Consider the following 14,623-nt stretch of genomic DNA (forward strand, 5'->3'; position numbering starts at 1 on the left):
TGGAGAAGGTCGTCTGACTTGCTCCGCGAAGAAAAACGAGGAAGGTAGTTCATGACGGGGAACAGAGCAGTTGCCTACAAGAGCGCGGGAGTCGTCGAGGTCATCGACATCGATTACCCTACGTTTGAACTCAAAGACGGACCGGGTGTCAACCCGGCCAACGTCGGCCGCAAGGTGCCGCACGGTGTGATTCTCAAGACCGTGACCACCAACATCTGCGGCTCGGACCAGCACATGGTGCGTGGGCGTACCACCGCACCGAGCAACCTGGTGCTGGGGCACGAAATCACCGGCGAAGTGGTCGAAGCCGGCCCCGACGTGGAATTCATCAAGGTCGGCGACATCGTGTCGGTACCGTTCAACATCAGCTGCGGTCGCTGCCGCAACTGTAAGGAACGTAAGACCGGCATCTGCCTCAACGTCAACCCGGACCGTCCGGGTAGTGCCTACGGCTACGTCGACATGGGCGGTTGGGTGGGAGGCCAGGCCGAGTACGTGCTGGTTCCCTATGCCGACTGGAACCTGCTGAAGTTTCCCGACCGGGACCAGGCGCTCGAGAAGATCATGGATCTCACCATGCTGTCCGACATCTTCCCGACCGGCTTCCACGGGGCCTATACGGCCGGTGCCGGCGTCGGAACGACCGTGTACGTGGCCGGAGCCGGCCCGGTGGGCCTTGCGGCCGCCGTCTCGGCGCAGCTGCTCGGTGCGGCCGTCGTCATTGTCGGTGACATGAACGCGGATCGTCTCGCGCAGGCCCGCAGTTTCGGCTGCGAGACCATCGACCTCACCAAGGGTGAGCCGGGGGAGCAGATCGAGCAGATCCTCGGCGTGCCAGAGGTCGACGCCGGTGTTGACGCCGTGGGCTTCGAGGCGCGCGGCCACGGCAAGGACGCCGATCACGAGGCTCCGGCCACCGTGCTCAACTCGCTCATGACGGTCACGGCAGCTGGCGGTGCCCTCGGCATTCCGGGCCTCTATGTCACGGGCGACCCGGGCGCCAAGGAGAAGGCCGCGCAGGTGGGCTCGCTGTCGATTCGGCTCGGCCTCGGCTGGGCCAAGTCGCTGTCCTTCACGACCGGCCAGTGCCCGGTGATGAAGTACAACCGCCAGTTGATGATGGCGATCCTGCACGACAAGGTGCAGATTGCCAAGGCCGTCAACGCCAAAGCCATCAGCCTCGAAGACGCCCCGCGTGGCTACGCCGAATTCGACGCCGGTGCGGCGACGAAGTACGTGCTGAACCCCAACGGTTACGTCAAGGGCTAACAGCACTGCCGGACGGCACAGGTGAAGCGGATGGCCCGGCCGGGAAATCTCCCGGCCAGGCCATCTCCTGTACCGGCCCTGGGCATCCGCTTATTACCGGTGTTCTGGGTATCTCCGGGCGGAGCGCGGGGTTAGGGTGGAAACATGACCGGCGCCGACCTTGCAGAACCAGCTCCGCGCTTCTATCGAGAGCGCTCGGACATTCCGGTGCACCTTGAAACGCCCACCGGCACCGTGACCGACCGGCTGAACCGGCCGTTGCACGATCTGCGCCTCAGCGTCACCGACCGCTGCAACTTTCGCTGCGTCTACTGCATGCCGAAGGAAATCTTCGGCCGGGACTTCGCGTTCATGGAACACGACGAACTGCTCAGCTTCGAGGAACTCACCCGGCTCGCGCGCGTGGCCGTCGCCCATGGCGTTGAGAAGATTCGGCTGACCGGCGGTGAACCACTGCTGCGTAGGGGGCTTGAAGACCTCATTGCCCTGCTGGCCGAGCTGCGCACCCCCGACGGCCGTGAGATCGACATTGCCCTGACCACGAACGGGTCGGCGCTGGCCCTGAAGGCGCAGGCGCTCACGGATGCCGGCCTGAAGCGCGTAACGGTGTCGCTCGACTCGCTCGACGACACCACGTTTCGCACCATGAACGACGTGAAGTTTCCCGTCGCCAAGGTGCTGCACGGCATCGATGTGGCCGAAGCCGTCGGCCTCGGCCCGATCAAGGTCAACATGGTCGTGCAGCGCGGCAAGAACGACCAGGACATCGTGGCCATGGCCCGTCATTTCAAGGACACCCCGTACATTCTGCGCTTCATCGAGTTCATGGACGTGGGCACCAGCAACGGCTGGGAGATGGGCGCCGTCGTGCCGTCGAAAGATGTCATCGCGCGCATCCACGCCGAGCTGCCGCTTGAAGAGATCGCCCCGAACTACAGCGGCGAGACCTCCCGCCGCTGGCGCTACCAGGACGGCGGCGGCGAGATCGGTGTCATCTCCAGTGTCACCCAGAATTTCTGCCAGACCTGCTCGCGCGCCCGCGTGTCGACCGATGGCAAGCTGTTCACCTGCCTGTTCGCCACCGAGGGCCACGACCTGCGGGCGCTCATGCGCGGCGGATGCTCCGACGCGGAACTCTCCACCGTTATGGCGCACCTATGGCGGGAGCGCACCGACCGCTATTCGCAGCTGCGGAGCGCGAAGACCAGTGAGCTGCGGGCGTCTGGTGCCAAGAAAATCGAAATGTCCTACATCGGCGGCTAATCGGCAAGGCTGGAGTGCGGTAACGGCACCAGCGTTTTGGAGACTTTAGAATGAACAGAATTACCGCGCGACGCAAAATTACCCGAATCACCGTCGGTGCCCAGCCTCTGGCTGGCGAGGACCTGCTTGCGGTCGAAGAACCGCTGGAAATTCGAGTGAACGGCCGCCGCCTTGCCGTCACGATGCGTACCCCGGGTAACGACATCGACCTTGCGGCGGGGTTTCTGGTCTCGGAGGGCGTCATCACGCAGGGCGACGATTTTAATTCGGCCCGCTACTGCGCTGGGGCGATCGACGGGGTCAACACCTATAACGTGCTGGACGTCACCCTCGGTGCCGGCGTCGCGCCACCGGCACCGAGCTTGGAGCGCTCTCTCATCACCAACAGCTCCTGTGGCCTGTGCGGCAAGGAGAGCATCGATGCCGTGCGCACCAAATCAGTCTTTGAGATAGCGGATGACGCGGTGCGAGTGACTGCCGAATTGCTCACGACTTTTCCCGACAAGCTGCGCGCGGGGCAGAACGTGTTCGAGAAGACCGGCGGCATTCACGCGGCCGGCCTGTTCGATGCCGCTTCCGGCGAAATGCTCGTGCTGCGCGAAGACGTCGGCCGGCACAACGCCGTCGACAAGGTCATCGGCTGGGCGGTCAAGGAGAACCGGCTGCCGCTGACCGGCACGGTGCTCATGGTATCGAGTAGGGCGAGTTTCGAACTCACCCAGAAGGCCCTGATGGCGGGCATTCCCGTGCTCGCGGCGGTCTCGGCGCCCTCGTCACTCGCCGCGGAGTTCGCCGTCGAGGTTGGCATGACCCTGGTCGGCTTTCTCCGCGGCAACTCCATGGTCGTCTATGCCGGCGGCGACCGGATCATCGACGCACACAGTGACGAGCAGGCCGCCTGACTCAGGCTAGGCAATGGCGCCGGCCGGAACGAAGCGCACGGTCATGGCCTTGTAACCGGGAGTGTTCGATTCGCGGGCAACGAGCTCGCGGTGCATGAGTGCGTTCGCCTCCGGAAAGTACGCAGCCGCGCAGCCGCGCGGTGTCGGATAGACCACGAGGCGGAACGTGTCGGCTCGGCGCTCGACGCCCTGGTACGTGCTGATCACGTCGACCATATCGCGGTCGGCGAAGCCCAGCTCGGTGACATCGTCTTCGTGGATGAGGATGACGCGACGACCGTTCTTGATGCCGCGGTAGCGGTCATCAAGACCGTAGAACGTGGTGTTGTACTGGTCATGGCTGCGGATGGTCTGCAGAATCAAGTGACCCTCTGGCGCCGACAGGTACTCGATCGGGCTCACCGTGAACCGGGCCAGACCAATATCGGTGGCAAAGCTGCGCGTATCGCGCGGCGGGTTGGGCAGCACGAACCCATTCTTGGTCTTGAGCCGAACGTTGAAGTCGACGAAGCCGGGTACGACGCGGGAGATGTGGTCACGAACGACGTCGTAGTCTTCCGCCATCGCCTTCCAATCGACCGGGTGGTCTTCTCCGAGCGTGGCGTTGGCCATGCGGGCAATGATCACCGGTTCGGCGAGGAGGTGCTCAGACACCGGCTCGAGGCGTCCCTGAGTGGTACGAACGACCGACATCGAGTCTTCCACTGAGAGCACCTGGCGGCCCGACGGATGCTTGTCATCGGTGTCCGTTCGGCCGAGCGTCGGCAGGATGAGCGAGGTCAAACCGTGCATAACGTGCGAGCGATTGGGTTTGGTCGACACATGCACGGTGAGACCGACGCGCTGCATGGCTTTCTCCAGCAGGTCGGTATCGGAGCAAGCCAGGGCGAAGTTGCCGCCCATGGAGACGAACACGTCGACGCGGTCGTGCACGAAGGCATCCACCGTGTCGACGGAGTCGAGGCCATGCTCCCGCGGGGATACGATGCCGAACTCGGCGTCGAGGGCGGCGAGCATGGGCTCCTTCGGCTTTTCCCACACGCCCATGGTGCGGTCGCCCTGCACGTTGGAGTGGCCGCGCACCGGGCAGGCGCCTGCGCCGGGCTTGCCGAAGTTGCCCTGCAGGAGCAATAGGTTGATGATCTCCTTGAGGGTGTTCACCGAGTGCGGCTGCTGGGTCAGTCCGAGCGCCCAGCAGATGATGGTGGCCTTGCTCGCGATGAGCAGTTGCGCCACCGTCTCGATCGCGGCACGGTCCAGGCCGGTGGCCTTTTTCGTTTCGGCCCAGTCAATCACCGATCGGGCGGCCCGATAGGCCTCGATTCCGTCGGTGTTCGCGGCGACGAACTCGTGGTCGATGACCGACCCTGGTATGCGGGCCTCCTCCTCGAGCAACAGATGACCGAGCGCCTGGAACAGGGCCAGGTCACCGCCGACCTTGATCTGCAGAAACTCATCAGCCAGGTTGGTGCCCTTGCCGACGACGCCCTTCGGAGTCTGCGGGTCCATGAAGTTGAACAGTCCCGCTTCGGGCAGAGGGTTGACGGCCACAATCTTGCCGCCGTTGTCCTTGCATTCGGCCAAGGCCGACAGCATGCGCGGGTGGTTGGTGCCCGGGTTCTGGCCGACCACCATAATGAGTTCGGCCTGGTGGATGTCTTCGAGCGAGACCGTGCCCTTGCCGATGCCGATCGTGGGGTTCAGTGCTGAGCCGGAGGACTCGTGGCACATATTGGAGCAGTCGGGCAGGTTATTGGTGCCGATCGACCTGGCGAACAGCTGGTACATGAACGCCGACTCGTTGGCGGTGCGGCCAGACGTGTAGAAGACGGTGCGGTCGGGCACCGTGGCGCGAATCTGCTCACCGATGAGTTCGAAAGCATCATCCCAGGAGATCTGCGAGTAGTGCGTGTCGCCCGGGCGAATGACGACGGGGTGCGTAATGCGGCCCTGGTTTCCGAGCCAATACTCGGTCTTGGTGGCGAGCTCGGCGATGGAATGCTCTGCCCAGAACGCGGGCGTCACCGTGCGTAGCGTGCTCTCTTCAGCGACGGCTTTCGCGCCGTTTTCGCAGAATTCTGCGGTCTTGCGATGTCCCTGGGATTCCGGCCACGCGCATCCGGGGCAGTCGGTGCCGTCGCGCTGGTTGAGGCGCAGCAGCGACCGTGCGGTGCGAACGATACCAGCCTGGGCAATACCCCGATCGAGCGCCACCGCTACGGCTTGGATGCCCGCCGCATGGGTCTTGGGCGCGGTGACGACAAGATTTTTTTCGTTGATGTCGTCGATAGGTGCTGAACGTGTCATATATCTATCCTGCCTTGCCGCCAAGGGGAATTCCCCCGAATTACCAAATGGGCGAGATTTTGGAACGAAATGTGCTCGATGAATCGTCTAGGATTGCCTCCGCAGACTATTCAGTCAATCCGTTTGCGGAGTACGTCCACGGCCATCGTGGACAGCCGAAACGCACAGCAGAGTCGCTATCGCCATACCGGCAGCAAGGATATCTCCATGAGCTGGCTCGACCGAGACCGCACCATCGCCCCACCCGGATTCAACCGCTGGCTGATTCCGCCGGCCGCACTCGCCGTGCACCTCTGCATTGGCCAAGCCTACGCCACGAGTGTTTACAAGACCGCGCTTGTGGCGCACTTCGACGCCAGCCTGGTGCAGATCGGGGTGATCTTCTCAATCGCCATCGTGATGCTCGGCCTGTCGGCGGCCATCATGGGTACCTGGGTCGACACCAACGGGCCGCGCAAGGCCATGTTCGTCGCGGCACTGTTCTGGTCGGGCGGATTCCTCATCGGTTCGCTCGGAATCTTTACGAACCAGCTGTGGCTGGTCTACGTCGGCTACGGCTTCATCGGCGGTATCGGCCTCGGCATCGGCTACATATCGCCCGTCTCGACGCTCATCAAGTGGTTTCCGGACCGCCCGGGCCTCGCTACCGGCATGGCCATCATGGGCTTTGGCGGCGGCGCCCTCATCGCCAGCCCAGTGTCGACGGCGCTCCTCAGCTTCTATGACCCCAACTCCGGGGCAGCGAACTGGGTGGCAAGCGGCGACTCCGTGGGCAAGCTTTTTCTCACCCTCGCCGTGATCTATCTCGCGTACATGATGTTCGGGGCTTTCACGATCAAGGTTCCGGCTGCTGATTGGGTGCCGGCCGGTTTCGATCCGTCGAAGGTGCGGGTCAAGGCCCTCGTCACGAGCAACCACGTTTCAGCCAGGAACGCCATTCGCACGCGTCAGTTCTGGCTGCTCTGGGTCGTCCTGTTCTGCAACGTCACAGCCGGTATCGGCATTCTCGAGCAGGCCGCACCGATGATCCAGGACTTCTTCCGGCAGAGCGACGGCAACTCGCTGGTCTCGGCGGCCGTTGCCGGAGGCTTTGTGGGCTTGTTGTCGCTCGCTAACATGGGCGGACGATTCGCCTGGTCGGCCACGTCGGACAAGACCGGACGCAAGAACATCTACATGGTGTACCTCGGCGTTGGCACGGTGTTGTACGTGCTGCTGGCGCTCTTCGGATCGAGTACGACGGCGCTCTACGTTGTACTGGCCTTCGTTATCATTTCTTTTTACGGTGGCGGTTTCGCTACAGCTCCGGCCTACCTGCGGGATTTGTTCGGAACCTTTCAGGTGGGGGCCATCCATGGTCGCCTGCTGACGGCCTGGTCGGCGGCCGGCATTGCCGGTCCGCTCATTGTCAACTCGTTCCTCGATGCTCAGGGCGCTCCGGGTGAGTTGACGGCCGCGGCCTATCAGCCGGCCCTGCTCACCATGGTTGGGCTGCTCGTTGTTGGTTTTGTGGCGAACCTTTTCGTGCGACCGGTTCACACCGACTTTCACGAACCCGAAAAGCCGCTCGTCGGTGCAACAGCTAGGAAGGCGCACGCATGAAGGTTCTAAAAGTCATCGTGGCTTGGGCGCTGGTAGGGATCCCGCTGGCCTTTGGCATTTCTCAGACACTCGCGAAGGTGACGGCCCTGTTCGGCTAAACCCGGGCCGGTCAACGCGCGTCACCAGCATAGAGTCACGCTCCATTCATTGGGGCGTGACTCTATTCGTATTCCGGCAAAGGATCGAGAATTTCGCTACAAATCCGGCGCTTTCAGGCGATGTGAGAAGTCTCCCAGCTTTGAGGCCCTAATTCATGCCATGATGGCGAATGGGGAATTAGCTAACTCAGCTAGCTAAATCTGGTCCGGCCACATCAGTGCTCGGATTCCTGAGTTTCTCGGCGTGGACTGGCCGAGGGAAGCCCCGTTCACTCGCGGCGTGCCCGAATCGCCGCGATCGATCCGTGGAGAAGTCCGCGGGGAGGAGAAGCTCGTGGCCACCCACACTGCCCTGGACGAGCAGCGCTCTGCCGCCACCATTCTCGACGGCATCCGTCGGGCTGACGATCTCACGGTGGCGGCTGCACGCGACGGCGGTGTTCGCGCCGTGCGGCTGCTGGCCCAGGCGGCGACCGACCCCGCCGATCAGCTCACCGCCATTGCAGCGGTGCACGCCCTCGCCCAGGTCTTCGACGACTCGGCCGACGAGGTTCTCGTGGCCCTGTTGCACCACGACTCGGCGTTCCTGCGCGAGCACGCTGCCTGGGCGCTCGGCACCCGGCTGCCCCGCTACGACGCCATTGCTGGGCTGGTCACACTCGTGCGGCAGGGCGGTTTCACCGGCATGCTCGCCCAGCGCACCCTCGAGCAGTGGGGCTCCTCCGCTGCAGATCAGGTAGGCCTGTTCCTCGAGGGCATCCTGCTCGGCACGAGCGAAGCGGATGCCCGAGCCCGCTTGGTCGAGACCATCGGCCTTATCCCTGGCCGGATACCGGAGCGCCTGCTGCGCCGCGTCGCCGTCGATCGCACCGAGAAACTGCACGCTCGCGTCGTCGCCATCGCGGCACTCGGCGACCGGGCCCCGACACCGGCCGTCATGTCGTTGCTCTCCACGCTATCCCAAGCTGATGCCCTCACGCCCGGTGCCGAGGCTCCCGACGAGGCCCCCGATGACAAAGCCCATGACGACAACGCCCCGGACGACAGCCTCGAACTCGCCGCGGTCGCCCGCCTGGCCCTGTTCGACCTCACGGCCACGGCGGCCCCGCGCGGATCGTGGCAGCACGGCAGCCAGAGCGCCACGATCGCCCAGTTGTTTTTGCACGCCGACATCGACGGTGAGCTCTCTCAGGTAGGCGTCGGCGACAATGGCGGCATCGCCACACTGCTGGTGCGCCTCGGCGACGCCCTCGTCGCCGGTCCGGCCGGGGGGCCGAACTCTGCGGCAGCCGGGGTCGACCGGGTCATCACCATCTCCCGCGGCACCCACGAGTACGCGCTCGACGCTCTCTCCGACGTCGGATCGACCCAGCCCGGGCACTCGTTTGCGGCCGTTCCGTTCGTCGGTAGTCCGGTGCCGTCGATCGACGCGTGGCCGCGCCGGGTAGCCGCGCAGCGCGGCATCCGTCGTATTCTGCGCTCGGCCGGCACGGTCGACGCCATTCACCTGCGCATGGCCGACGTCGGCAGCCTCGCCGCGGCCACGGTCGCCCGCGACCTCGACATTCCGGTGGTGTTCACCGTGGCACCCGACCCGCACGGCGTGATCGACTCTCTCGAATCGAGCGGCGCGCTCACCCGGGCCAATTTCGGCACCGTCGACGCGGCCGAACACTTCTGGTTTCGCGCCCGCCTGGTGCAGCGCCTCGCCGCGGATGCCGCCCACACCGTGCTGTTTCCGCGCCCGCAACTGCAGCAGGACATCGAACGACTGATCGGCATCGACATCGACGCGCACCCCGAACGTCACTCCGTCATTCCCGAAGGTATCGACCTGGCAGTGATCGACCGTTCGCGAACGGATGCCCTCGGCTCGCTCGGCCTCACCGGCGGCAGCCTGCTGGTCTCCCGCGCCGCCCACGCGCGGGCCGCCGTCGAACCGGCCGCCGTGGCCTTCGACCAGCTCGACGCCCTGCTCGGTACGCTCCCGCCCGACCGGCGCGGACTGCCGCTGCTGATCAGCGTCGGCCGACTGCACCGGGTCAAGGGTATGGCCGCCCTGGTCGAGGCGTGGAGCGGCGACCCGAAACTGCAGGCTCGCTGCAACCTGCTGATTGTGGGTGGCGACCTGGAGCATCCGTCGCGGGATGAAGGCATCGAGCTGCAACGGATGCAGGCAGCAGTGGCGGGCGCCGAAGCATCAACTCGAGGCCTGCTGCTGGCTGGGCACCGCGCCAACGACACCGTCGCGCGCTGGCTTGCCGCCGCCCGCTATGGACGTCCCGGCCTCGCGGCTCCGTTCGGCGTCTATGTCTGCGCGAGCATGAAAGAGGAGTTCGGCATCGCACTGCTCGAGGCGATGGCCACCGGACTCACAGTGGTTGCCCCCAACGGCGGCGGACCGGCGACCTACGTTGAGCACGGCGTGACCGGGTTGCTCGTCGACACCGGTGACTGCGACGCCTTGGCCCACTCCATCACTGACGCGCTGACCCTGGCGGCGGGAGCGCATGGTGGCGCCAACGCGGCACGGGCTCGCAGCATGGTCGCGAACAGGTTTACCATCGAGGCAATGGCGTCGACCCTGACGGAGGTCTACCGTGACGTTGCTCTGGCCAGCGAGCCGATCGCCTGGGAATTGAGCGTGTCGTGACCCTTCTGATCATCAGCCCGGACTATGCCTCGCACCTGTACCCGCTCGCCACGCTCGGTACCGCCTGGGCGCAGGCCGGCGAGCGCGTCGTGGTGGCGACCGGTCCGGCGACGGCCGACATCGTGACCGCGTTCGGGTTCGAACGGGAGAATCTGCAGCTGGGCCGCGGCTCCAACCCCGGCACGATTCGGGCCGAACAGCAGCCCGTCGGTGAAGACGATGCCCTGCGCGGCTTCTTCGACGCCACCCGCCGCGGCATGGTTGATACCCTGCGTTTTCAAGCCAAGGCGCGCAGCAGCGACCTGCTCTACAATCCGGTAGAGATCGCCCGCGAGGTGCAGCGCATCGTCGCCAAGGTGCGGCCAGACCAGATCATCGTTGACCACCTCGCCTTCAGTGCCCGGCTCGGCCTGCTCAGCGCCGGAGTGCCGCACGCCGACGTCGTGCTCGGGCATCCGTCGGCCTTGCCCGTTGAAACCGAGGTCTATGGCTACCCGCCTTCTTGGCCTGCCGTGTTCGCGCCCGATGCGACTGAACTCACCCTGCTCGAATTGCAGTGTGAGGCCGTGCGGGATTCGTTCACCCGCCAGTGGAATGACGCCCTGCATAAGCTTGACCCCCAGGCGACGCCGAGCCGCGACGCCTTCCAGGAGTGCGGCGACGTGCTGCTTCTCAATTACCCGGCCGAACTGCACGCCCCCGAGCGCACCAAGGCGCTGCCGCCGCACGTCTTTCTCGGCTCCGCCGTGCGCACCGAAGCTGTCGATCCCGAGGTCGAGGCGTGGCTGGCCGCAGATTCGCTGCCCGTGGTCTACGTCAGTTTTGGAAGTTTTCTCTCGGTACGTGGTGATGTGCTCACGCGCGTTGCCGCCGCCCTGAGAGGCCTGCCGGTGCGGGTCGCTCTCGCTGTCGGGGCGACTGATCCCACAGTGCTCGGGCCCATCCCCGACTCCTGGCTGGTGCGCGGGTTCCTGCCGCAGGTGCGCCTGCTGCAGGATGCCGCCCTCGCCGTGACGCACGGCGGCAATAATTCGGTTACCGAGGCGATGCGCGAGGGGGTGCCGCTCGTCGTGCTCCCGTTCTCAACCGACCAGTTTGCCGGGGCGGCCGCCCTCGACGACGCCGGCTTCGGCACGTCTCTGCCACCCAACACCGCGACCGTTCTCGACCTGCGGGAGGCTTGTGAGCGGATGCTGCGCCTCACCGGCTCCGCGCGCACCCACCTCGACTTACTCGCGGTGTCATTGACCCTGCAGTCCGGAGCGTCGCGCGCCTACGCGGCAGTCACCCAAGTGCCCGCCCGAGGTTAGCCCCTTCTCTCCGGGCCCGGGCCCGGACACTGGGCCCAGGATAGATCATGGTCCCGGCTTCCTAAGCTGGGCCCGGCCCTCTACACAACCGGCCAGTTCGGCCGGTCGACATCAACTCCGGTGCCTAGATCGCCGCACTCGACGGCCTCGGCCGCGTGCGAGCGCAGATAGGGACCGGCGCCGGAGTCACCGGTCGCACCAGCAATGAGGGGCTCCCAGTGTGCGCGGCCGATCACGACCGGGTGACCGGGTTGCCCGGCGAACCGTGCCTGGCGCAGGGTGGTCTCGGTGCTGGTGCCGATCATCCGCTCGATCGTCGCCTGATTCAGGTCGGGCACATCCACCGGAACCACGGCGACGCTGGTCAGACCGGGCTGATCGAGAGCGCAGAGCAGCCCGGCACGCAGCGAGGCAGAGAGCCCGTCGGCCCAATCGGTGGCCTGCACGACTAGAACGGATGCCGCAGGCGTAAGCAGCGCCGCGGCCTCGGCCCCGCGGGCCCCCAGTACCACGATCACGGGGGAGCAGCCGGACGCTGTCAGGACATCGATGGTGTGCCGAAGCCAGGAGTGCCCGGCGGCGTCGTGCACGAGCGCCTTCGGCTGACCGTAGCGTGAACCGGCCCCGGCGGCGAGCACCAGCCCCGCGGCGTGGCTGGCGGGCTGCGGCGTCTGCATGCCTGCCATCGTACGGGCCAATCCTGCGACGGTCACGATCCCCCCACCACGGGGGTGAATGGGCGTTTCGCTGGCCGCGGCGCTATACGCTCGCAGGAAGAGCCCGATATTTTCAGCCCTGCCGCGTGAAATTCACTCCGATTCGGCCTGGCCCTCGCCGGATCAACAACGATGCGTCGCTCGGCGCATTGTTTGGTACCTGCTTGTCTGGAAGGCTACGATGAACGCTTTGATCCTTCAGCCGCAGCGCTGCAGCATCCGCTCGGGGCAATATCTTCCCGCGACTATCAATACTGTGCTCTGGGGGCGTCTGCCGTGCGCGCGGGACGTGGGTGTGATCACTGTCGACTCGGGCGAGGAGCTGACCATCGACACGATCAGCCACGAGGGGGTGCTCGAAGATCAGGGCCGCGACCCGGCCGCGTTCTTCGGCCGAAACGGTGTGCCGCGCGAATTCGTACTCGACGACGCCGTCGCGCTGGCCGCCTCGGACATCGACCGCGACCCGGGCAGCGACGGCCCGCACGTTGTCACCGGCCCCATCCACGTGCGCGGGGCGATGCCCGGCGACCTGCTCAAAATGACCGTCCTCGAGGCGACACCGCGGGTGCCCTACGGAATCATCTCCAACCGGCACGGTCGCGGCACCCTGCCGGGCGAGTATCCGCTCGGTAACGAAAATGTGAGCGTGTTCGCGGCCGTCGAGGAGTACGAGGGCCGTCAAGTGGGCACACTGCCGCTCCAGCCCGGCGGCGACCGGGTGGTGCGGTTTCCCCTGAACCCGTTCCTCGGCATCATGGGCGTCGCCGTCGCGGGCGACGTTCGGGCGCATTCCGTGCCGCCGGGCGCGCACGGCGGCAACCTTGATATCAACCTGCTCACCGTTGGATCGTCGTTGTACCTGCCGGTGCAGGTCCCGGGCGCGCTCGCCTACGTCGGCGACCCGCACTTCGCTCAGGGCGATGGCGCGGTCGCCCTCACGGCCATGGAGGCGTCGCTGCGCGTCAGGGTACGCTTCGACGTGATCAGCCAAGCGGATGCCCTCACACAGTTTGGCGCGCTCGTCGGCCCACTCGCCGAGACGAGCGATTTTCTCGTGCCGACCGGCCTGAACGTCGACCTCGACGAGGCTGTGCGCGAGTGCGTGCGGGCGGCAATCAACCTGCTCGCCGCCCGCTACGGCATGGATCGCACCCTCGCCTACGCCTATCTCAGCGCCGCAACCGACTTCAACATCTCGCAGGTGGTTGACCGTGTCACCGGCGTGCACGCCCGCATTCGAGTGGCCGACTTTCGTGGTTGATTCGATGCGTTCGGCAGCGGTGCCGGCCTTTGACACCAGCATTTGGCGGGTCCTGGGCAACCCCCTCGTGGGCAGCGAATCCGGCAGTGAAACCGGCGCTCCGCTGCACGGTTTGACCGTCGCCGTCAAAGATCTCTACGACGTGGCCGGTTTCGCTGTCGGCGCCGGTAGTCCGGAATACCTGCGCGAGCAGTCCGTCGCGACGGAAAGCGCCCCGGCCCTGCGGTCACTGCTCGGTGCGGGCGCCAGTGTGCGCGGTATCGCGCAGACCGATGAGTTCGCCTACAGTATCGCCGGAGCCAACGTGCATTACGGCACCCCGCCGAACCCGCGGGTTCCCGATGGGCTCCCCGGCGGGTCGTCGAGCGGCCCGGCTGCAGCGGTCGCGCTCGGCCACGCCGACATCGGGCTCGGCACCGACACCGCGGGATCCATTCGCGTGCCCGCGTCGTACCAGGGTTTGTGGGGCCTTCGGAGCACCCAGGACGCCGTGAATCGCAGTGGACTGCTGCCACTCGCGCCGCGGTTCGATGCGGTCGGCTGGCTCACCCGCACCCCCGACGTGCTGCGTGCGGCCGTGGTCGCGTCGATGGAACCGCACCTGCAACGTATTGCGCCGCAGCGCTACGCGGTGGCGGCATCCGTTGTTTTCGGTCTGGAGGACGACGTGCAGGCGGAGTTTCTCGGTGCTGCCAGCCGACTGCCGGTCGATCTCGTCGATGTCGGCGATGTCACCGCCCTGTTCCAGGCCTTTCGCACCGTGCAGGCGGCTGAGGCCTGGCAGATCCACGGCGGCTGGGTGCGCGCCCACCCCGGAGCGCTCGGCCCCGATGTGGCCGCACGTTTCGCCGGGGCGTCTCAGGTCACCGGCAGCGCCGACCGCGCGGCGCGGGGCGTTCTCGCGGTAGCGCGCGAGCGACTGGACCACATTCTGAACGACCGGGTATTGCTGCTTCCGAGCACCGCGTCGACGGCGCCCCGCCGCGACAGCGACCCGGCGACGCTCGATCGCAGCCGCAGCGCGACCCTCGCGTTGACCTGCCTGGCCGCGATCGGTTCAGCGACCTGGCGCTCGTGGATGCCGCAGTGGAACTGGCCACCGCGCTCGGGTGAGCCACCGGGTTTCAACACTGCGACATCCCCGTAACGTGCAGGAAACGTCTGCTGCCTAAACTGGGCACCTGAAACACCTGTTTCACCATGCCGAGGGAGTGAAACACATTTCCAGTCTTCCGATCA

10 protein-coding genes are annotated in these 14,623 nt (G+C 65.8%); 8 read left to right on the plus strand and 2 right to left on the minus strand.

The features are described 5' to 3' along the window. The first annotated feature begins 51 nt into the window (after window positions 1–51). The 3 genes from fdhA (at window position 52) to fdhD (ending at window position 3,434) form a co-directional block, all read left to right on the plus strand. Window positions 52–1,269 (plus strand): formaldehyde dehydrogenase, glutathione-independent, encoded by a 1,218-nt coding sequence (gene fdhA, locus CXY77_RS17715; RefSeq protein WP_092339684.1) that lies wholly within the window; start codon window positions 52–54, stop codon window positions 1,267–1,269. Between the two features lie 144 nt (window positions 1,270–1,413). Next, on the plus strand, window positions 1,414–2,532 hold the full coding sequence (gene moaA / locus CXY77_RS17720) for a GTP 3',8-cyclase MoaA (protein ID WP_104130630.1): 1,119 nt from the start codon (window positions 1,414–1,416) through the stop codon (window positions 2,530–2,532). Window positions 2,533–2,582: 50 nt separating this feature from the next. Then, window positions 2,583–3,434, plus strand: a complete 852-nt coding sequence (gene fdhD / locus CXY77_RS17725) for a formate dehydrogenase accessory sulfurtransferase FdhD (protein WP_092339686.1) — start codon at window positions 2,583–2,585, stop codon at window positions 3,432–3,434. Between the two features lie 6 nt (window positions 3,435–3,440). Here fdhD and CXY77_RS17730 read toward each other — a convergent pair whose 3' ends face one another. Next, window positions 3,441–5,741: an FdhF/YdeP family oxidoreductase gene (locus tag CXY77_RS17730; RefSeq protein WP_104130631.1), complete on the minus strand. Its 2,301-nt coding sequence runs from the start codon at window positions 5,739–5,741 to the stop codon at window positions 3,441–3,443. A 207-nt stretch (window positions 5,742–5,948) separates the two neighbouring features. On the opposite strand from CXY77_RS17730, the gene CXY77_RS17735 reads away from it, so the two are divergent. The 3 genes from CXY77_RS17735 to CXY77_RS17745 all read left to right on the plus strand — a co-directional run bounded on the left by CXY77_RS17735 (window position 5,949) and on the right by CXY77_RS17745 (window position 11,404). Continuing rightward, window positions 5,949–7,343: an OFA family MFS transporter gene (locus tag CXY77_RS17735; RefSeq protein ID WP_104090659.1), complete on the plus strand. Its 1,395-nt coding sequence runs from the start codon at window positions 5,949–5,951 to the stop codon at window positions 7,341–7,343. A gap of 432 nt (window positions 7,344–7,775) precedes the next feature. Next, window positions 7,776–10,094 (plus strand): glycosyltransferase, encoded by a 2,319-nt coding sequence (locus CXY77_RS17740; RefSeq protein ID WP_104130782.1) that lies wholly within the window; start codon window positions 7,776–7,778, stop codon window positions 10,092–10,094. After that, window positions 10,091–11,404 carry a glycosyltransferase gene (locus CXY77_RS17745; protein ID WP_104130632.1) on the plus strand — a complete coding sequence of 438 codons (1,314 nt, stop codon included), beginning with the start codon at window positions 10,091–10,093 and terminating at the stop codon, window positions 11,402–11,404. The genes CXY77_RS17740 and CXY77_RS17745 overlap by 4 nt, the downstream gene beginning before the upstream one ends. 80 nt (window positions 11,405–11,484) lie before the next feature. Here the strand turns inward: CXY77_RS17745 and CXY77_RS17750 are convergent, their stop codons facing one another. Next, entirely contained in the window at window positions 11,485–12,081 is a 597-nt protein-coding gene (locus tag CXY77_RS17750) for an NTP transferase domain-containing protein (protein ID WP_104130783.1), read from the minus strand. Between the two features lie 220 nt (window positions 12,082–12,301). Here CXY77_RS17750 and CXY77_RS17755 point away from each other — a divergent pair, with 220 nt between their 5' ends. Continuing rightward, window positions 12,302–13,384 carry an acetamidase/formamidase family protein gene (locus tag CXY77_RS17755; RefSeq protein ID WP_092339689.1) on the plus strand — a complete coding sequence of 361 codons (1,083 nt, stop codon included), beginning with the start codon at window positions 12,302–12,304 and terminating at the stop codon, window positions 13,382–13,384. A 4-nt stretch (window positions 13,385–13,388) separates the two neighbouring features. Further along, window positions 13,389–14,531 carry an amidase family protein gene (locus CXY77_RS17760; RefSeq protein ID WP_140425578.1) on the plus strand — a complete coding sequence of 381 codons (1,143 nt, stop codon included), beginning with the start codon at window positions 13,389–13,391 and terminating at the stop codon, window positions 14,529–14,531. Window positions 14,532–14,623: the final 92 nt, after the last annotated feature.

It is taken from the genome of Cryobacterium sp. N21, from assembly GCF_002929575.1.
Taxonomy (GTDB): Bacteria; Actinomycetota; Actinomycetes; order Actinomycetales; family Microbacteriaceae; genus Cryobacterium; species Cryobacterium flavum.